Origin of the sequence: Paenibacillus sp. FSL H8-0317 (genome assembly GCF_045040685.1) — a bacterium.
In the GTDB taxonomy this organism is placed as follows: domain Bacteria; phylum Bacillota; class Bacilli; order Paenibacillales; family Paenibacillaceae; genus Paenibacillus.
On the sequence record NZ_CP150294.1, the window covers coordinates 987489 to 1008452 of the forward strand.

17 protein-coding genes are annotated in these 20964 nt (G+C 45.0%); 11 read left to right on the plus strand and 6 right to left on the minus strand.

All coding sequences use genetic code 11. The features are described from left to right. The first annotated feature begins 170 nt into the window (after positions 1-170). Positions 171-1700: an alpha/beta hydrolase family protein gene (locus tag MHB43_RS04570; RefSeq protein ID WP_405131440.1), complete on the plus strand. Its 1530-nt coding sequence runs from the start codon at positions 171-173 to the stop codon at positions 1698-1700. 26 nt (positions 1701-1726) lie between these two features. On the opposite strand, the gene MHB43_RS04575 is transcribed toward MHB43_RS04570, so the two are convergent. Then, positions 1727-2731 (minus strand): MerR family transcriptional regulator, encoded by a 1005-nt coding sequence (locus MHB43_RS04575; RefSeq protein WP_221818766.1) that lies wholly within the window; start codon positions 2729-2731, stop codon positions 1727-1729. A gap of 352 nt (positions 2732-3083) precedes the next feature. Here MHB43_RS04575 and MHB43_RS04580 point away from each other — a divergent pair, with 352 nt between their 5' ends. Both MHB43_RS04580 and MHB43_RS04585 read left to right on the plus strand, forming a co-directional pair. After that, positions 3084-3986, plus strand: coding sequence for an SDR family oxidoreductase (locus MHB43_RS04580; RefSeq protein WP_017690578.1), 903 nt, complete (start codon positions 3084-3086; stop codon positions 3984-3986). Between the two features lie 256 nt (positions 3987-4242). Further along, positions 4243-5238 (plus strand): hypothetical protein, encoded by a 996-nt coding sequence (locus MHB43_RS04585; protein WP_405131441.1) that lies wholly within the window; start codon positions 4243-4245, stop codon positions 5236-5238. Positions 5239-5308: 70 nt separating this feature from the next. On the opposite strand, the gene MHB43_RS04590 is transcribed toward MHB43_RS04585, so the two are convergent. Continuing rightward, positions 5309-7831, minus strand: coding sequence for a transglutaminase domain-containing protein (locus tag MHB43_RS04590; protein WP_405131442.1), 2523 nt, complete (start codon positions 7829-7831; stop codon positions 5309-5311). A 303-nt stretch (positions 7832-8134) separates the two neighbouring features. On the opposite strand from MHB43_RS04590, the gene MHB43_RS04595 reads away from it, so the two are divergent. After that, a complete protein-coding gene (locus tag MHB43_RS04595; protein ID WP_405131443.1) occupies positions 8135-8554 on the plus strand; it encodes an ester cyclase in 420 nt (139 codons plus the stop codon). Between the two features lie 127 nt (positions 8555-8681). After that, the gene (locus tag MHB43_RS04600) at positions 8682-11060 is read left to right on the plus strand and encodes a GH36-type glycosyl hydrolase domain-containing protein (protein ID WP_405131444.1); all 2379 of its coding nucleotides are present in this window, start codon (positions 8682-8684) and stop codon (positions 11058-11060) included. Positions 11061-11171: 111 nt separating this feature from the next. Here the strand turns inward: MHB43_RS04600 and MHB43_RS04605 are convergent, their stop codons facing one another. Beyond that, on the minus strand, positions 11172-11939 hold the full coding sequence (locus MHB43_RS04605; protein ID WP_221818770.1) for a GNAT family N-acetyltransferase: 768 nt from the start codon (positions 11937-11939) through the stop codon (positions 11172-11174). A gap of 297 nt (positions 11940-12236) precedes the next feature. On the opposite strand from MHB43_RS04605, the gene MHB43_RS04610 reads away from it, so the two are divergent. After that, on the plus strand, positions 12237-12899 hold the full coding sequence (locus MHB43_RS04610; protein WP_339185323.1) for a SprT family zinc-dependent metalloprotease: 663 nt from the start codon (positions 12237-12239) through the stop codon (positions 12897-12899). A 116-nt stretch (positions 12900-13015) separates the two neighbouring features. Here MHB43_RS04610 and MHB43_RS04615 read toward each other — a convergent pair whose 3' ends face one another. After that, positions 13016-14098: a saccharopine dehydrogenase gene (locus MHB43_RS04615; RefSeq protein ID WP_405131445.1), complete on the minus strand. Its 1083-nt coding sequence runs from the start codon at positions 14096-14098 to the stop codon at positions 13016-13018. A gap of 99 nt (positions 14099-14197) precedes the next feature. Beyond that, positions 14198-14518 carry a helix-turn-helix transcriptional regulator gene (locus MHB43_RS04620; protein ID WP_017690570.1) on the minus strand — a complete coding sequence of 107 codons (321 nt, stop codon included), beginning with the start codon at positions 14516-14518 and terminating at the stop codon, positions 14198-14200. A gap of 184 nt (positions 14519-14702) precedes the next feature. Here MHB43_RS04620 and MHB43_RS04625 point away from each other — a divergent pair, with 184 nt between their 5' ends. Together MHB43_RS04625 and MHB43_RS04630 are read left to right on the plus strand one after the other, a co-directional pair. Beyond that, positions 14703-15104, plus strand: a complete 402-nt coding sequence (locus MHB43_RS04625) for an iron chaperone (RefSeq protein WP_221818772.1) — start codon at positions 14703-14705, stop codon at positions 15102-15104. Positions 15105-15132: 28 nt separating this feature from the next. Then, positions 15133-15663, plus strand: coding sequence for a cysteine hydrolase family protein (locus tag MHB43_RS04630; protein WP_221818773.1), 531 nt, complete (start codon positions 15133-15135; stop codon positions 15661-15663). Positions 15664-15807: 144 nt separating this feature from the next. Here MHB43_RS04630 and MHB43_RS04635 read toward each other — a convergent pair whose 3' ends face one another. After that, positions 15808-17259: a CAP domain-containing protein gene (locus MHB43_RS04635; protein WP_405131446.1), complete on the minus strand. Its 1452-nt coding sequence runs from the start codon at positions 17257-17259 to the stop codon at positions 15808-15810. A gap of 175 nt (positions 17260-17434) precedes the next feature. Here MHB43_RS04635 and MHB43_RS04640 point away from each other — a divergent pair, with 175 nt between their 5' ends. The 3 genes from MHB43_RS04640 (at position 17435) to MHB43_RS04650 (ending at position 20943) form a co-directional block, all read left to right on the plus strand. Further along, a complete protein-coding gene (locus MHB43_RS04640) occupies positions 17435-19018 on the plus strand; it encodes a glycosyltransferase family 39 protein (protein WP_405131447.1) in 1584 nt (527 codons plus the stop codon). Positions 19019-19022: 4 nt separating this feature from the next. Next, a complete protein-coding gene (locus tag MHB43_RS04645; RefSeq protein WP_339306880.1) occupies positions 19023-19550 on the plus strand; it encodes a hypothetical protein in 528 nt (175 codons plus the stop codon). A 406-nt stretch (positions 19551-19956) separates the two neighbouring features. Further along, a complete protein-coding gene (locus tag MHB43_RS04650) occupies positions 19957-20943 on the plus strand; it encodes a phosphotransferase enzyme family protein (protein WP_405131449.1) in 987 nt (328 codons plus the stop codon). The last annotated feature ends 21 nt before the right edge of the window (positions 20944-20964 follow it).

Sequence of the window (20964 nt, forward strand, 5' to 3'; positions counted from 1 at the left end):
AAATCAACTTATAGCGTAATATCATACATGCATTCCTTGAAACCATTGGAGAACCTGAGGGTGATTCAGCGTCATTCAGGGAGTGCATTTTTTTATCCGCAAAAATCATGCTTGAATCTCCTGTAACTGGAGGTTTTAAGATTGGAGGCAGACAAGGGGGCATACATCTTATGAAAACAGTAGAATGGATTTATCTTATTTTCAACCTGCTTATATTCGTGGGGGTAATCGGGATCGGGAGACAGAGTCAACATTTTCGGAAAATGGTATGGGGTGGATTCGCCATATCAGGTGTGCTGTTGATCATCCATGGTATAGTCGAGGGATTTCGTTGGCCGATGATTCCGGCGTATCTGCTCACGTTGGTTCCACTGGTTGTGTTATTTACAAAGGCAAGACGCCAGCAACAGTCAGGTGTAACCTCGCTGAATAGTAAACGTTCGGAGGTATCCACTTCCACATCACCTGTGGCGGGCAAATTCGGGCGTGTTCGAATCATTGCAACGTCTCTTCTGGTGCTGGTATACGCTATTGTGAGCATTGGCTTGCCACTACTGTTCCCGGTATTTTCGTTTGCCAAGCCAGCAGGTCCTTATGGAATCGGAACGGTATCCTACGATTGGACAGATAACAGCCGTGACGAACTTCTGACGAGTAACGCCGGAGAGAAACGGGAGCTGATGGTGCAGATCTGGTACCCAACGAATCCAGACGCAGAGGGCGCAACAGCTCCTTATGTTAATAAGCCGGAGATCTACGGGACAGCCTTCAATGAAGTGCTGAAACTGCCAAAGCTTTTATTTTCCAGTCTGAGTCAGGTTAAAACACATGCGATACAGGAAGCTCAGTTGTCTGATGCCGAAGCCAAGTATCCGGTTGTTCTCTTCTCTCATGGTCTGCATGGGTATGAAAATCAGAATACGTTCCAGGTCGAGCAGCTGGTGAGTCAAGGATACATCGTTGTGGGCATTAATCACACGTATAGCAGTCTGGTGTCCATATTCTCGGATGGACGTGTGGCGCAATTCGAATCCGAAGGGAAAGAAGGCTTTGAACAGCTGCAATTCAGTTACATGGACAAGTTGAATGAGACATGGGTGAAGGATGCACAGTTTGTACTGGATGAGGTAGAGAAGTTGGCTAAGGGGGACCCAAGTGGGCGATTTACCGGACATATGGATCTGGACAACATCGGCATGTTTGGGCATTCATTTGGCGGAGCAACGACAGTACAGATGTTAATGGATGATCCGCGTGTGAGAGCAGGCATGAATATGGACGGTGTATTGTTTGGCGAGAAACGTATCCCTGCGGAAGGCGTGGGCAAGCCGTTCCTGATGATGAGTGCAGACTCAACCGTTGCAGGTACAAGTGTGATGAGTGACGAGGAAATTGCTGCGATGGGCACGACCCGTCCGGAAGCCGAGAAATATTATGAGGAAGTGTACGCTCGGTATGAGCCGGTAACCGCAGGAGGGAACTACTGGATGGAGCTGACCAACACCAAACATCTGAGTTTCTCCGATCTCTACCTGATCTCTCCACTGCTCGAATGGACGCAAGGTGTAGATGCGCGGGCGACGCAACAGTTGGTGAACGATACAACGATTGATTTCTTCAACCACTACTTGAAAGGGCAATCGCTTCATTTGGACACGGAAGTGGGAGAACATGAATCCTATTCGTTGAAAAAAGGCTAAACGTAAAAATGGAAGGAGACTGAAGTTCAGTCTTCTTCCATTTGTTTTAATCGTAACCGCATGCCCTCCTGCAACAGGTTAATGCCATCTACAATCTGGCTCCATTCGGGATTCATCACCTTGCACAGTTTGTTAAAACGCAGAATGCGATCGGTCACAGAGTCCAGCATATATCGGGCCTGTTTACTGAAAAATACTTCGGGTGTTTCGGCATGCTCGACACTTGCATACATCAACACAAAGTCCCACACCATGCTTTGCACAGCAGGGCTACCGATGGCCCAACGTTTGTCCAGCGCTTCGGCAGTGCGAATGCGAATTGCTTCCATTTTCTTCACCCAGACATCCGCTTCGACTTGTGGCTGATTCGCCATAATGAAGAATGGAACCTCCAACTGAGCCAGATCGGCCCAATAGGCCGGATCATTGATCAGTTCCTGAATTTCCTTCCAGGCCAGTGTTTGCTGAGCCGTCAGTTTGGTATCTTTCATCATGTATTTGTCGAAAAAGTGCAGGAACGACACTCTCCAATCCTGCGGAATGCTGTCCAGCAGATGGGATTCATCCACCTTGGCAGCAACGAATTGTTTTCGCTTACTCGCATTCGCCGTCAGAGATTCTACCAGACTGGAGATATAAGTGAGAGACTGTTCCGAGCGCAGTGAAGTTTCTTCTTCATGCTGCCTCGCTTGGTGTAAAACAGAGAGCATGGAATTCATCGTGCCGATCTGGGTTTCCAAGGCTTCAATCTGCAGATCCAATGCCTGTGATACCGCGAGTTCACCAGACATGAGCTTTCGAATATCCGGTATGCTGAAATTCAGATAACGTAGTGTTGTAATGAGTTCGAGTTGCCACAGGTCTTGCGTTGTATAGAGTCGATGCCCACCTTCCGTATGACTGGAGGGCTGTAACAGTTCAATCTCATCGTAATAACGGATCGTTTTCACCGTGGAACCGATCAGTTTGGCTGCTTCACCGATGGAATAGGGTTCTTTATTTGAGTTCAACGAGATCACCTCATGATTCATTATACAACCTCCAGTCACTGGAGATTCAATACCGGAATAGTTGCCAAGGAAATGTAGCAGGTCCAGTTTAAATTCCACCCATCTCGGTTACAAAGGAAAGAGTGCAACTTTTACGCAAACAACTTCTGATAATAAATTTAATATTTACATGATAACGAAGAGCACAGAAATAATCTGAAGAAACGGAGTGCTCGCCTAAAAGCTTTCTGAAAGAAAGCTACATCGGAAGCATACGCTATCACCGGATTTTCACCTTATATAAGGGAGAGAAAAAAATCTGGGGATAACAGCGATCGGAAGGTTATTCTGTGATCGTAGTGATCAATGTAAATAACCAAGGAGGAAATTGAACATGGCTAATCAAGACCAGCACACCATGCAAGATCCAACGACCCAATATCCGAAGGCTACACCGGAGTGGAAACAGCAGCAGGATGAGCCGGGGCTCCAGCGTGAGATGACCCCTGTTCCCGATGCGGGTGAGAAAAGTTATAAAGGCAGCGGACGATTAACGGGACGCAAAGCAGTTGTGACCGGAGCCGACAGCGGAATTGGTCGGGCGGCAGCAATTGCGTTTGCCCGTGAAGGTGCAGATGTTGTTCTGGCTTATCTGCCGGAAGAGGAAGCGGATGCGCAGGAAGTTGTGAAGCTGATTGAGGAAGCCGGTCGCAAAGCAATTACGATGCCAGGTGACCTGAAGGATGAGAAATACTGTGAAGAACTTATTGAGTCTGCGGTAAAAGAGCTTGGCGGGATTGATATCCTAGCTAACGTGGCAGGTAAACAGCAGTTTGTGGAGCAGATTGCGGATCTGACTACCGAGCAATTCGATGCAACGTTCAAAACAAATGTGTATTCCATGTTCTGGCTCTGCAAAGCAGCTGTGAAACACATGAAGCCGGGCAGCTCCATTATCAACACATCATCGATTCAGGCGTACAAACCTTCGCCAATCCTGCTGGATTATGCGACAACGAAGGCATCCATTAACACGTTCAGCAAAGCGCTGGCACAACAGGTGGGTAGCAAAGGGATCCGTGTCAATGTTGTTGCACCAGGACCGGTATGGACACCGCTCCAGGTCGTGGGTGGACAACCAGTCGAGAAGCTGGCTGATTTCGGCTCCAATACACCGCTAGGTCGGGCAGGACAACCTGCCGAGATGGCTCCGGCATTTGTGTTCCTGGCAAGCCAGGAATCCAGCTATGTGAGTGGCGAGACATTGAATGCAAATGGCGGTACGGTTAGTCCTTAAATATCTTAGGTAATCCGATCATTGTATAAGAGGATACGGTCTCCATATTGGGGGGCGGTATCCTCTTTTTTGTCATTAAGATGAGAGAAATAAAATATTTTTATATATGAAAGCGTTCTTATATAAAATAGGAAAGGTACATGGTAATATATTCAAGAACATGTTCTTCGCTCCCAGCTCTGAGAGTGCGTTGCTTATACAATGAATCTGTTCAGATCAATATACTATGCCTAGGAATCGAAGGAGGAATTCTGTAATGGCCAAGAATGTACTTAAACTAGGTGACCCTGTCATAAGCACGTACACATCGTATGGGACATTAACATCCGTTATGAACGAAGATTTATGGCCATGGATTTTCAATAACTTTATACAAATCAGGTATGCACATGGATGGGGAATTTTTTCGTTTGATTCTCATCAGTTTCTGCTAAGTACCTGTCCGGGAATTTCCTTTTACAACCTGCCACAAGAAATTGTGATTAGCAAATGGGGAACATCAATTAAGCAAGTGATTACAGAAGCGATAGATATGGGATATTATCTATATATTTATGCAGATAGATACTACATTGCGTGTACAGACTATTATCAGAAAGAACATCTTATGCATGAATTGTTGGTGTACGGGTATGACCTGGATCAAAATTTGATATACATTGCTGATAATCTAGATGATGGTAAATTCATACAAACCGCATGCAGTCTGGATGAACTTGAGAAAGGCTACTGGGCCATGTCTAACGAATACAGTTTTTGGACAGAAGTGAGATTTCTTAAGCCTATCCAGAATATCAATTATGCAATTCATGTGGAGCAAATGATAACGGCGATGGAAAACTATCTTAATTCAAGCGAGACATATGACTTAGTGAGAGATCAGAAATACGATTTTGGAATGAAAGCCATTCAACGTATCTTTACCGACATTGAGCAGGCAGCCCTAGTTGGAGAAGCGTTGGATTCACGAGTCTTTCATCTCTTGTATGAACATAAGCTATTAATGGAGTTACGTTTATCTTACTTAATGGAGAAATCAATCATTGAACGAGATGCAACCTTCATGGAATTAAGCACTATTCTGAAACAGGACTACTTTAAATTGAGAAATATAGTTCTGAAATACAATATAACGCGTGATGCAAGTACACTTAGTAAAATAAGTGAGAGGCTGCAACAGAATCTCATGAAAGAAAAAGCATTTATTTCTTCTTTTATTACCAGATTGCAACAGGTTAAATCAATGGCTTGAAGTCATCTAATAATAGACAAAAAATCCCCTTTGCTTGTTAGAAAGCAAGGGGGATTCCTGTGTAACTAAGTTACTTCTGCTCTGGTTTCGGGTCCAGAATGGCATAACTGCCTAGCGTGGCTAATTGTGCTGTATTCAGAAGCGCTTCATCCACTGCAGCGAGGGCTTCACCGGCAGCTGTCATCAGCTCATCAGAGTCAACAGGTGAGGCGAAACGGAGAATGACCCGGTTCTCTCCTTTTTTGAGTTCACTCTCAGCCTTGGTTTTGTACTCATTAATGGACGCGACTTCGAGATCATTCTGCACATAATAATCATTGGCATCGCTCTCGCCATTAAACATCGTGAGCTCGGAATCAAGCCAATAATCTTGATCCGCTATCGTTTTCTGACTTGCAGCAGTCTCATCATTGGCATTGTACAGGAAATACGGGATGCCGGAGTTCGTCAGGTTGTTGGTGGCATCGACATGGAACCATTCGTTCCCGATTTTGACCTTGTTCCATGCATGTGGAACGCCGCTGGAAGCGCCCGTTACAACGATGCTTTCCAATCCCGAGAGATCGGAGAGCAATTTGTAAACGGAAGCATAGCTGGCACATACCCCAACTCCTTTGACCAGAATACCGTATGTGGTAAACGAGTCATTAAACTGTGGATCGACATTTTTGAAGTTGTTTTGCTCCGCATTTTCCAGCGCTGCATCATCATACTTCGCGTTATCGTTCAGATAATCGTAGATGGCTTTCCGTTTCTCGTCTTCGTTCATACCATTCTTGATAATGGAAGCCACCACTTCGTTTGCTTTGGCAATAATCTCATCTTGCTTCTTCTGGATTCCACTAGCCGATTCATTGTAATAAATGGAAAGGGTAAGTGTACCATAGTTGTATTCGAAACCTTCCACACCAAGAATCAATGGATTCTGGTACATCACTTTCAGAACAACATCCGAGAGTGTCGAGAAATTTTGAGCTTCGGGAAAAGCTTTTAACGAAATTTTATCTTGTGCCGCAATCATATTTTTGGCTAAAACTTCTTCCAATGCGGAATCTGCATTGATCATTGCATCACCTGTAGCAGGCTGAGGCACGGTTTCCTGATTACCTTGTTCTACATTTTGCTGTGTATTGGATTTCTGTTCATCTACCAGGTTGTCTTCTTCAGCTTCGGGAGCTGGAGCAGGTGCTTCATTGGAAGCTTCTTCAGAAGCCATATCTGAAGAATTATCAGAAGTATCATCGGAAGCCTCAGTAGATAGAGGATCAGTTGCATCTTCTGACGTTCCAGTATCGGTTGTAGACTCTGGAGTTGAAGTTTCCGAAGCCGGTGCTTCCTCTGTTTCCGTTGCAGACTCAGGTGCATCATGATTGTTGATGATCGTTGGCACATCAGGTGCAGGAACGTAAGGTGTGTCATTCTTTGGTTCCACCAGTCCGTTGCTGGAATCGGCTACGGTTTGCTGAGCAAGTCTGTCCAGGTCTGCTTGGGTCACATTTTCTACACGCACGTAACTTTTCAGAGCTGTTCCTTTAATATGAAAAGGAATATTCGTTTCATTGAACTCTGAAATTTCTACGCTTTTGGTATCATAGACAATGGTTTCACGAGCTAGAGAGCCGTCATTGTACTCAACTGTTGCTTTCTGAGGAAGTACATCTATATTCTTTAATTTCTCCCTATACAATTGTTCTTTCAGAGATGTTGGCAACTGGGAAGCAAGCGGAGCTGTAGGGACACCTCTGCTAAAATTGGATTCTTTGCCTCCGCCGATTGCAGTGACGTAATATTCTCCTCGTATACCATGGTTCTGAGTGGTAGTTATCATTTCATTATAAGTGCCTAGCCCGCCTTTTCCGTCTCTCAAAAAATCATTGAAAGACGTCTCTGTCGTTACCGCAATATCTAAAGGCAGACTATTACTGAACGCGTCCTCTGCGCCAGTTAGAGGTACATTTGTATCGAAGTTGGTTAGGTCAGAACGTTTATAAATTTTATATTCTGTGGCACCTTCAACCTTGTCCCAGACCAACTTGAACCGTCTATCTTTGTCAATTTCGTATCTTAGGTTAGGTACAGGTAACTCTGACTTCACTGTAAACGGAATAATGATGGGTTCATCGAGCAACGTCATGTTCTCTGCGTCAGGATCATAATTCAGACGAATGTAATAAATGGGGGCACCACCCCAAGAACTTTGGCCCCTGTTCATCATGGAATCTGAACTTAAAACGCCCCATCCAAGAGGTCTAATAGAAATACTATTGTCATGAATATCTGATAATAAAGGTACTTCACTTGCTTTGAGTGCTTTAATATCGGTATGTACGGATATGGTATCTCTCAGGGACCAATTAGATTTTCCTAAATCTGCTTTAAAATTGAACGTAAATTCTTCATCCTGAGCTACATTGTACATCGGCATGATCGCTTGTTCCGATTCAGAGCCGTATTTCTGTTTCAAACTTAAAATGGTAGAACCTTCTACTACTTCTTTAGGATTATTCTCGGACGGACTGCTCTCCTGTTCAGTACTCTGGCATCCAGCCAGTAACAGGGTGAGTGCAAACATAATGAAAAATAGACGTTTCATGATACACCACTTTCTTGTTTTTCTGAGTTGCTCTAATGCTACGTTTCTACACACCGAAAGATTATCAGATATGGTTAAAACCCTTACTCGAACCTCTTAACGGCCAAACCTCCTATTAATTTCCTAATATCCTTTGCTAGTTTATGGTCATATTGACGCATTGTCAAGGTAAGAGGGTAGGTTTTAAGTCCTGTAGAACAATAGAACAGTTGTAATTCCGTAGCGGGGGGACCATGTTAAAATACAAGAGTTACTACATATTTATATATAATAGAAGAATAATTGAGGAGGCTGGATTGGCGTATGACAGCAGAACAGATTGTCAGAACCTTTTTTGAAGAAGTCCGATCAGGCCGAAATCCTGATTATGCAAGCAGCGTGATGGCGGAACAAGTACTGGCTCATCAAGTAATATCCGAAGCTGAGGTCACGGTCACCCGAACACCTTCCGATTATACGGATCATGTGCGAGAGATGATTGAAGCATACGGGGAGTTTTCACTCGAAATTCTGGAGTTGCTGACGCAAGGTGATAAAGTCTATGTGCGCTGGAGACAAACAGGTACCCATATTGGCGAAGTGGACGGATACAGTCCAACCAACCTCCCGGTGATTGAAATTGCGAGTGCAGTATACCGAGTGGAAAACGAACAAATTGCAGAGTATTGGATACAGATCGACAGGATGGGCATCGAGAAACAATTGGAGCGTAATCAGAGCTGAGTTTCTCAGCTCTTTTTTAGTTTTCAGTTCTTTGTAAGCGTTCCCGTGTTATAATGAACAAAGTTGTATACAAGTTACCTAAAACGTTTTCTGTCTTTTGACTATTATCTGAAAGTGAGGTTCAGTGATGATTAAAGCAACGGAAGATAATCAATATGTTGAACTGACAAGCCCTACAAGTTTACCGAAGGCATCCGGATTCCTTTGGAATGAAAAGATGATGATTCATGTGAATTGCCGGGGGTACGCGGTGGCCCAATTCATGCAGCCCGAACCTGCTAAATACTCGTATGCGCCCAACCTGGAAGCGAAGACGTTTATGCAGCCGGAGCAGCCATATTATGCCCACCATCCGGGACGGTTTGTCTACATTAAAGATGAAGTAAGTGGCGAAATCTTCTCCGCTCCGTATGAACCGGTTCGTAAGCAAGCGGATAGCTATACGTTCGCTGTCGGCAAACACGATATTCATTGGAAAGTGATTCAGGACGACATTTGCATCGAAATGTCCCTGCGTCTGCCGAAGGAAGAGGTCATGGAGCTGTGGCGTGTGAAGGTAACCAATCTGTCTTCGAGAAAACGCAAGCTTAGTATCTACCCGTATTATACGGTTGGCTATATGTCATGGATGAACCAGTCCGGTTCATATGTGGAAGATTTGCAGGGCATTGTCTGCTCGGCGGTTACGCCGTATCAGAAATATCAGGATTATAGCAAAATCAAAAACTACAGCGACAAAACCTATCTGCTTGCAGATCACCAGCCGACCGCGTGGGAAGTGAATCATGAGAGCTTTGAAGGCGAAGGCGGACTTCATAATCCTTCTGCCCTTCAGTCGGAGACACTCGCTGGTGGAGATGCACGTTATGAGACACCAGTGGCCGTATTGCAATACAGAGTAGAGTTGGAAGCGGGAGCGGAGCAGGCATATCGATTTATTTTTGGCCCGGCTCATGATGAGACAGAGATTGAGGGCATTCGTCAGCATTATTTTGTGAAGCAGAATGAGGCAGGACAGGATGGTTTCACCGCAGCCGAGCAGGAATATGCTGAATATATTGCAGAAGGGCAAGGGAACATCCAGATTGAGACACCGGACAGCTGGTTAGATAATGTCGTGAATCACTGGTTGCCTCGCCAGATGTATTATCATGGCAAAACGAATCGTCTGACAACTGATCCGCAGACGCGGAATTATTTGCAGGACAACATGGGCATGAGTTACATTCAGCCGCAGATTGCGCGGGCTGCGTTCTTGACCGCTCTCTCTCAGCAGCATATAAGCGGCGCCATGCCAGATGGCATTATTTTGCACCCGGACGCAGAACTGAAATATATTAACCAGGTTCCTCATACCGATCACTGCATCTGGCTTCCGGTCTGTATGAAGACCTATTTGGATGAAACGAATGACTATAGCATTTTGGAGGAACAGGTTGCTTTTACAGACAGTGAACAGAAGGTTACCGTACTGGAGCATATGAATCTTGCAATGCGCTGGTTGATCCATGAGCGTGATGCGCGTGGGTTGAACTATATCAATCAGGGTGACTGGTGTGATCCGATGAACATGGTGGGATACAAAGGCAAAGGCGTATCCGGCTGGCTGACCATTGCGACGGCATATGCGTTCAATGTGTGGGCAGATATTGGTGAACAGGCAGGGCATGCCGAGGTTGCAGCGGAATTCCGTCAGGAAGCCAATCAGACCAATGCGGTAGCCAATGAGTATCTGTGGGATGGAGACTGGTATGCCCGCGGAATTACAGATGATAACGTCGTGTTTGGTGTAAGCAAAGACGTGGAAGGACGCATCTATATCAATCCTCAGAGCTGGGCACTTATGAGCGGTGCTGCGGATCAGGAGAAACAGGAGAAGTTAATCCGTGCCGTAGAGGAACAATTGGAGACGCCATATGGTGTCGAAAAGCTTGCGCCGTCCTTTACAGCCATGCGGGAGGATGTAGGACGTGTTACGCAGAAACATCCCGGAAGTGCAGAGAATGGTGCAGTGTACAATCACGCGGCGGCTTTCTATATTTATGCGTTGTACCTGGTGGGCGAGAAGGAGAAGGCGTATCGTCTGCTGCGTAAAATGATTCCGGGGCCCGATGCCGAGGATATTCTCCAACGGGGTCAGCTACCTGTATTTATCCCAAATTATTATCGTGGAGCCTATCATCAATTCCCACGTACAGCCGGGCGTTCCAGTCATCTGTTCAACACCGGCACGGTGCCTTGGGTGTATCGTTGCCTGATCGATGGCCTGTTCGGACTGCAAGGTCATGCACAAGGACTTCAAGTGCGTCCACAACTGCCTGAGGATTGGAGCGAGGCGTCGGTTACACGGTTGTTCCGCGGGGCTGAGCTGAACGTGAACATGAAGAAGGATGCAGCTGTCCAAGCGATTGAAGTGCATGTTGACGGTCAACGAATTGAAGGCGATATCATCAAGAACATACAAGCCGGCGTGAAATATGAGGTGCTGGTGAAGCTGCCATTGTAGAAAAGCGCAAGGAGTAATGCTGAACGATGTGAAGAGTTTTGAACAACCACGAAGCAAATTAAAAACTGCCTTTCCTTCATAGAAGGAGGGCAGTTTTTAATTTCAGCTTGATCAGGACTCGCTCGATTCTTTGACTCGGTACCAATAGCTATAAATCTCGGAATAACCCAGCTTGGCGTAAAGCTTCAAGGCAGGTGCATTATTCGCAACCACTTGCAGGTAACTGGAGGTAGCGCCCTGTCTTTTTGCCCAATGGAGGAGATGAAGGATCATCTGTTCAGCAAGCCCACGATTTCGGAAGTTAGCGTCTGTAATGATGTCATATAATCCAATGTAGCCACGTTCAATTACACCGAACCCACAAGCGACGACTTGCCCGTCGATCAACAGCGAAATGAAACCTACCTTTGTCCGGATATTGTCCAACATTAATTTGGTCGTTTCCCGTTGCAGATCATTCACCTGATTTAGCCTGCAAAAATGATCCAGCCACGTTGCGGTCAACTGCTCGTCAATCTGTACAGCATGGTGCTCAGGCTCTTTGATATGTTCCAGACTCCGAGTCTGGAGGTGGGTGAGATCCACTACAGCATACCCTTTGTCTTGCAAAAGTTGATCGAGATGATCCGGCTGAATAAACGGCGTGATTTTAAATATGGTATTTAACTGATTGGAAGCATAGATGCGCTCACATTCCTCTATCTTTTCATGCACATCTAGCGTGGAGTAGTGGATCGGTTGAACGGAGTTGGCACGTTTGGTGTATCCTTTGGCAAAACGCAGTACCCAGCCGTCATATAATAAGGTGGACAAGGGTTGCCAGTGGTTAAGCGATAGTTCTTCAATGGTTTTGTGTTCTGAATCTATGGTATGCGTCATATCCAACCTCCGATTTTATGATTAAATAATAATACATAATAATGTATAAAAATACAATAAGGATAGATATATCGTCGAACAGTATGCATTATAGCCGGAGATGGTATACAATTTGATTTGATTGAAAGAATGTATATATCTTTTACACATTAACGGAGAGGACAGAAATAACCTGAAGAAGCGAATGTTCGCCTTTATCTACGGATTTTTCCTTTTAAAAAAGGAATCAAAAAAATCTGGGGATAACAGCGATCGGAAGGTTGTTCTGTCATCGGAGTGCCAGAAGCGGAGCGCATTATGTTAACTATAGAGATGCAAGGCCATAACATTAACTGTCATATCCAATACGGTAAACGCAAGAAAGTTTCCATCACGATGGACTTGCCTTATATGGTAACAATCAAAGCACCCAATGGTACCAGTGAAGACATGATCCGGCAACTTGTGGAGCAACATGGGGATGTGATTCTGAAGAAATCCGCTCTGATGCAGCGGGCGCTTGACGGTCCTCAAGCCAAGGAATATCAAGATGAGGGCAAGGGGAAGTTTCTGCTTTTTGGCAAGGAGCATGCACTGCATGACTTAATCCCTGTAGAGGGGCTTACAGAAGAAGAGCTGCGAGCGAATTTGAAGAAGTTTTATTTTGCCGAGTGTAAACGCATGATTGGGGAGCGCATCGGACGTTATCAGCAGGAGTTGAAGGTGAAACCGAAGTCAGTAGAGATCGTAGATTCTCCCACCAAGTGGGGCAGTTGCAGCTGGGACAAAAAACTTACGTTCAATTATCGCCTGGCGATGGCGCCACTGGAAGTGATCGATTATGTCATCATTCATGAACTTTGCCATATTCACCACATGAATCATGATCGCTCTTTCTGGCGGCGTATTGGCAGTATCATGCCGGATTACAAAACAAAAGAAGATTATCTGATGCGCAATGGTCGAGCCATGACGTTGTAATTCCAGACCCAAGCTTTCACTTGGACACGATAGATACCTCCATTATAATTTGTGAAATCCGCGAAGGTCCCACTGTTTGCAGTGAGCGGCTTCGCGGATTTTTGGTTATGTCTGGATCAGGAGTGGGTTACTTGAACGCCGTATTGTTTGAAAAAATGAGTAACCGCATCCATATCCATTCGATCATCGAATAGATGCTCAGGATAATAGATGCCTGGAGCCATAGGCTTGTCCGTTGGCATCATCAGTATCTTCTCGGCTTGCACCGCAGCGCCGAGTGCAGTCATGTGGGTCTGACCGAGTGGGTCAGAGACTGTCATCGTTCGTTTAACGTCGTTTCCTTTTGCATCCAGCCCTTTCAATTGAATGACCAGATGATGTGCACTTCCAGTTCCTGGATTATAGAGCAACTTTCGCCGGAATGGCTTGAAACGTTCACCGCTGATCATCTTCCAGACTCCAGTTTTAACCAGTCCCGTGAGTGCATAGGTAGATACTTTACTATCGAATGCAATGCGGAAGCTGGATGAATCAATATGACTGGTATGAGGTAATGTGACGTGATCGGGTGTATCCAATCTGTAACATGGAGTCGTATACCCGTTCGGGAAATGAACTTTGATCGGATCTGTCATGGGATAGACGAGTCGATGTGTATTGGATTCGGTTATCTGAAAAGGAATACTCATCCGGTCCATGAAGGCTGCCGAATCAGGGCCGGCCTTATCCCGCAGCGACCATAGGGCATGAATGTTTACTTCGACATGTTGCAGAGAGTTAGAAAGTATCATGGCAAAGAGTGACGCCGTTCCTGCCATCCATCCAGAGGACAGCACTACCGGAGCATGAAGCTCTTCCTGCTCTATTGTACGGATCGCTTGATTGAACACCTCAGTCCAGCGTGTTATATCGATGAGTGGGATTCTCCTCCGCACTGCCGATACCAGTAGCCGATCATCCAGATCGTTCACTGCATTAATGATTAACGATATATTCTCTCCTGCGTGAATCAGTGGATCGTCTGCATTGGTATCAACAACAACCGTTTGGACACGATTGGATGGAAAAGGTGCTGCTTTACCCGCAGAACGACCTCCCAATACCAATTCCAGATCAGGATGCCTGTCATGCAAAATGAGGGCAAGCTGTGCGCCTACAGCACCATAGCCTCCAGCGATGAGAACTCTTTTTCTGTTCATTCGATAAACCTCCGTTGATATGTTTATGTACTTATATGTTTAAACTATTGAACATAATAGAGTGAAGAAAAGGAATGCGGTTCACCAGCGCGGTACGCGCTAGCTCTGACATTCCACTTCTACGAGATGAACGAGCTGTTTGAGCAATTCGATCGCATCGTTGAATTCCAGCTTGTAATACATCTCCGTACCTTTTTTCTGAACCGATAACAGTCCGGATTGACGCAATATTTTCAAATGATGAGAGACCGTAGGGCGTGACATGGGGACATGCTCTGCAATCTGCGATACGTTCATGCTCTCTTGATCAATGAGCAGCGATATGATTCGCTGGCGAACGGGGTCTCCCAAACCTTGAAGATAAGGACTTAGATTCTCGAAAATATCAATAACTTTTTGGTTACCCATCGATTCGTTCATGGCTCACTCCGTTATAATGTTTAATTGTTTAAACGTATTATAAGGCTTAGTTCACTTAAAAATCAAATTTAACATTCCAAGTTGCAGGAAAATAGCTGTTCCGTTTGTCCATTTGAAGTACAATATAAGCAAATATGCCCGTACCACGAATCCATTGATGTATCCGTGGTGGAAGGAGTCCAAGATGGCTGAGAGTAACCATTATTCGGTGCTGGTAGATGAATATATCTCGGAGTTTGCACCTGATGTACAGGTGAGATTACAGGCGTTAAGACAGATTATTCGTGAAGCGGCTCCGAACGCCGAAGAGAAGATCAGTTACAAGATGCCCACGTATGCACAGCATGGGAATCTGGTTCATTTTGCCGCATACCAGCATCATATTGGGTTTTACCCTGCTCCCACGGGGATTCTGGCGTTCAAGGAGGAACTCTCCAAGTACAAAGGGGCTAAGGGATCTGTCCAGTTTCCGCTGGACCAGCCATTGCCGGAGGATCTGATCCGCCGGATTGTGGAGTATCGGGTGAAAGAAAATGTGGAGATCGCGTCAGAAAAAAAACGCAAAAAAGGTAGCGCTGGAGGCTGAAAGGCCTGTCTATGGAAGGAGATAGCGGGTGAATAAAGGGTTAATTGTACTTGATGTGCAGCATGGGCTTACAAGTCTGAGGGATGTATCTGTTACAATTGCAAAGATTCAGTCTGTTATTACCATTTTTGAAAAGATGAACTGGCCTATTGTGTTTACCAAACATCTGGACCAGGACAATGAAGAATCCTCTCTATATTATGAGAAAAGTGCCAATTTGGAGATTGTAGTTGATACCAATGAACATCCTATTCTTGAGAAAAGTAAACCGAGTGCGTTCAGTAATACGGAACTGATAAAGTGGCTGCTGGATCATCAGATTCAACATGTATTCATTGTTGGATTCAACATGGAGTATTGTTGTCTGTTTACAGCGATTAATGCTGAACATGAGGGGTTTAAAGTAACCCTGATTGAAGATGCGGCGGGTACAGTAAATACAGCAGAAACGTATGAAATGAAGGGATTAGACATACAGGATTTTATCGGTTCGATTCTGAATTGGTCAGGTTGTATTGAGGTTCTATACATGAATGAATTCAAGGAACAGTATACTTAATTCTTGAGTTCAATCTCTCAAAAGCTCATATCATAAACCAAAAAACAGTCGGATGCCTACGCATTCGACTGTTTGTGTTTTTAGATTTTACTTTGGTCGTTACTACACTGTACTTCGTTCTGTTCCTATTCTCTTCCTTCACTTCTATTCAAAGGAATAGGTGACGTTTGAATTACTTGCTGTAGGAATGAAGTACATGAAACTTGGGTCCACTTGCAAATAGATGGTCAGATCAGACACGCCCAGATTAGGAACCGTCAGACTGAATCGACCGTTAGCATCCAGCTTCACCGTTTCCGTACGAATATGTTTTTCTTCTGGAGAAGGACCGTGGATTTTGAAAGAGAACGTTTTATTCGCATAAGCCGCGAGTGTTCCCCGTACTTTCAGCGTACGAGCCGCTGTATATTCGAACTGCATCAGATGATTATCGAGATAATCTTCGTTCCCCGTATCCGGTTTTTGTGGCTCTGTTCCAGGGTCTTGTGGTTCTGTCCCAGGATTCTGTGGATCAGTCACAGGCTCTTGTGAAGGATTGCTAACTGAGAAGAAACGAGTCTGGTATGAAATTTCTGCTTTGGCCCCGTCTTTCCTTTTCAAACCTGTAATACGAACGTTGAATGTGTCGCCTGCCTTCAAGGATTTCAAATTATCCGGGCGGAAAATGACAGCATAGTTATACCCATAACCATCAGTATTTACATTGAAAAAGGCCTTTGCAGGATCACTGCTAACCGGGGTTTTAGATCCCAATACCCAAGTTTTCTGATCTGATGAACGGACGATCTCCACTTGTACCTCGGAATTGGAAGGCTTTGCGAAGACGTCCGGGTTCAGCTGTGCAGACCAGGCTTGAGACACATGGAATGCCTCAATCGGGAATGCCCCTTTGTTTGGATACAAGTTGTAATTGTAATTGAGTTTTCCTGAACGGCTTGTATCCATAACCTGCATGGTACTGAAATGGCTTGCATAGTTTTTGTTGTCCCGGGATGCAATCCCGAAGCCAACCTTCTTCAGTTGCGGACTCAAAATCCAGCGGCGATGGCCGAGTGCTGCAATGTTGCTGGCATCGGAATCATCCATATATGCTTCAACGCTTTTGACTGCAAGGTTGCCGGCAGCAGTATAGGAAGCGTACAGGTTGGAGCTTGAAGTCGACTTGGCTCCCAGATCAAAGAAGTCTTTCGGCATATCTGCCGGACGAACCGGGAAGTGGGTCAATTCTCCGGTAGAAACAACAACTGCTCCATGTTGGGCTTGACGATTGAGTGCAGCGTCCAGGACAAGATCGCCCTCTAACCCGGATAGATAACGATAGAAGTTCGCTGCACCTAGAGCCTGTTTCAATGAGGAATCACTTACTACACCAGCAACGTAAGGTGCCTTGGTCGAGGGGTTCTGTGTGAAAGTGGCTGTCTGGTCCTTACTACTCATCCATTGCGTCCATTTCTGACTGATTTCCTGTTCACTTCGCTCAGGCAGCAAACTGTCGACAGGGGCCGCAGCGATCTGCTGGGTTCCGAGCAGCAGGAATAACAGGCCTGCCAGAGGAAGAGAGAGTAACGAGCGGATGTACCTTTTTTGAATAACCATCTTCTGATCTCCTTTTAGTTAAAAATATTAATATTATGTATTCGATGTATATTATCGACATTAGAGGGATAATTCGTTAGATTTATGAATTGAATTGTTTGTTCGAATTCAGCGATTTTTCAGCCAGAGCCTTTATAATACTCACGGAATCCTGTATTCGAAAAGGAGTTTTTGCATGTCTAAGGTGCTGCATAAGTCGTTTTATCTCATTTTGCTCGTGTTTGTTGCGGTGTTTATTGCTTCGTCCTTGTTGGTTCGGGCACAGTACAATTACGCCTTGTATGGGGACAATCCCATTTTGGGCATGCAGATGTGGAGTATTTTTCTCCCGGTCATTCTTTTGCTTCTTGGTTCAGGTGTCGGGTTATATGCTCTATGTCTGAAACTGAACAAATACAGCCCGAAGGTTGTCATTCCGATTGTGCTGTTATGTTCTCTGGTCATTCAGGTCATCATCATTTTTGTATTTCCGAGAGTGCCCACCGATGATTCACAGACCGTTCTTTCACTTGCTATGAACATGCTGTATGACCAAGACTACTCTTCGTTTGAAACGGGTGGTTATCTGCACATGTTCCCGTTTAACTACTCGATTGTTTTGTACTTGAAGACGTTGCTGTACCTGTTTCCAGACAACTATCTGGTCATCAAACTATTTAATATTTTGTTTTCAACGTTAACAACGTTCATGATTTATCTTATCTACAAACAAGTGAACGACAGATCCACGGAACGTGATTACGGTGTGTTGATCTTTGCAGCAACGTACCTGCCGTCCCTATTCCTGAACAACCTGATCTATAACGATGTGATTGCCACAGTTTTTCTGACATCTTGTTTATACTTTGTTATTCGTTTTGTACGTGAAAAGTCTTGGAAAACAATTGTGATTGCCGCCGTTTTTCTCGCGTTGGGCAATTACTTCCGAAGCATTGGCCTGATCGTGCTAATCGCTGCCATCATATATATTCTGCTGAATATGCGGAGTATTGGAGCGAAGAAAGTTGTCATTTCCATCGGTGTGCTAGCTATGTTGTTTAATGTACCAACCTGGACTCAGAATGCGGTTCTTCAATCCTCCGGTGCTGTGAGCGAACCTGTCGGAGAGAATGCTGCACCGATCTATATGTGGCTGAATATGGGGATTAATCTGGAGCGTTTTGGCTTCTGGGACAATATGGAGAGTTATCAGATCTATCAGAGACAGGCCAACTACAGTAAGGCTAAGAGCACAACATTATTCAAACAAGAGATTGGCAATAAACTGTCCGAAGCAAGTGTAAGTGACTTGGTGCAGATGTATTACAAAAAGATCGTATGGACCTGGACCGAAGGGACGTACCAGATGGACCGATACGGAATTGGCAATGAAAGTTCCATGGGTGCCGGAAGAGGAAGGGGAAGCGGAATCGCGGGCTCCTACAGTTACACCAATGCGATAACAGAACTGTTGCAAGGGGATTCGGTTTATCGGACAGGTTTGCTCTGGATTGTATATGTGATGAATTTCTTGATGTACTGTTTTATTTTCATCCGGTTGGTCGGTGGAATTCGTCGTAAACGGTATGATGAGGCCTCCTTAGTCCTGGTCATTCTCGGATTCATCGGATTTTATATTCTGTGGGAGATTAAGTCCAGATACATCTACCCTGTATATCCGTTGTTGGTTGTGCTGTCCTATATGGGTTTCAAAGATACGTATGACTTCATATTCCATCGTAAAGGTACCTTGGAGAGATATTCCCTGAGAAAAAGGTGATCATATGCGAAAAAATAAATATTTTACATCGGTTACGCTACTCCTACTGCTGGGATGTTCGGTTATGCTTACGGGCTGTGATGTGATAACTGCCCAGAATATTACTAAGACCAGTTCTGTGCAAGGCATGAACGGTGGCGGTATGCCGAATGGTGGAACACCGAGAGGTGGAAGGGGCACCGCGGGCATGAATGATCGAACAGGCAGTCCGGGCATGACGCAGGGGATGATGAATGCCGACATTAATGGAAGAGTCATCTCCGTGAATGGAAACACAGTTACGCTGGCGTTACTTGAGGTGCAGGATACCTCATCTCCAAGCATGGAGTGGAAGGATACCGGAATGGAGATGAGATTGAATATAACTGATGATGTTACTATCACTGAAGGCATGGGAACGCCGAGTTCTGGCAATTCCAGCCCACGTGCGAATTCGTCCATTCAAGTGTCTGATCTTCAAAAAGAAAACATCGTGATGGTGTGGTATAAGGACAACACCGAGACGGTGGAACGGGTGAGGGTTGTCCAGTAAAAAATGATGGGATTATCGTCATTTTGTAATTGCTTACATTTGGCTTATCGGCTATTATGGTAACAACTGGTTTTTTGAAGGGAGTGAGCGTCATGAAACGACGGTCTAAGATGGTATGTTCTATTACTACAATGAAGGTAAGCATGAACTGAATAATTCCGGCAGACCATTCAGATACAGTGTGGGACACATCCAGTTCCCCAGTCCGATCTGAGATTTGCCGATATATAGGGATATAACTGCTCAATTTTTCTGGCGTATGCGAGGTTTATTTGCTTGTGCAAATTTCTCATACACTCAGAATTTTTAAAAGCCGCAGGCATAGCCTGCGGCTTTTTGCGCGCAAAAATAGGCATTCGTTGCCTACAAGCAATGCACATGAAACGACCAAAAAGGAGAAATGCCCATGTTAAATTTAAAATATTTATTTCAAAATAATGATCTTGCCGAGATGATTTTAAAGAATTGGAACTATGATCCTGAGTCGCTGGATATGTTTCAGTATTATCGTATATCCTCCAATGCCGTGTATCCGTTCAGAGATCAGGGGGAAGTGAGATTACTTCGATTTGCTCCGGTAGAGGAGAAAAATCTAATCAACCTTAGCGCGGAATTGGAGTTCCTCCGTTATCTTCGAACGAATCAGTATGGAGCCATGGAGGCTGTACCTTCTCATTCAGGGACAGAACTTGTAGAGGCTCACACCCCATGGGGAACGTACTATGCTTCCGTATTCAAACGAGTACCCGGATCGCAGTTAGGAAGTATTGATTTGAATGACACCATCCTGTACAGCTATGGTCAGGCGTTGGGTGAGCTGCATCATTTATCACGTACATTCATGCCTGAGCAAAAGGAGAAACGCTGGACCTATACGGATGTTTTGGATTGGATGCAGGAGATCCTGAAGGTTTTTCCTGGTGAAAGGGCTGCTCTGAACGAGGTGGAGTTCCTCCGAACATATTTTGCGATTTTACCGATGACCCAGCAAAATTTCGGACTCATCCACTACGATTTTGAACCGGACAATGTCTTCTATGACGAAGGAAGCAAGTCTTGTTATGCCATTGATTTTGATGACTCGATGTATCACTGGTACGCGATGGACGTGGAACAGAGTCTGGATAGTTTACGTGAGGAAATCGAGCCTGAGCAATGGGAAGTGAAGAAACAATTGTTCCTGAACGGGTATTGGTCGAAGACAGGAGAACGTTATGATCTGGAGAGTATGTTCCCCGCTTGTCGCCGTTTTGCCAACTTGTACGGCTATGTGCGTATGCTTCGATCTGTTGCAGAGCAGTGGTCACGTGAGCCAGAGTGGATGAGCGGACTAAGAGCGAGGTTGGAGAGGAAGATGACAGAAAAGGCAGAGCAATTCAATCATCCAATTTAAAGTCTACACATAAAAAGTTAT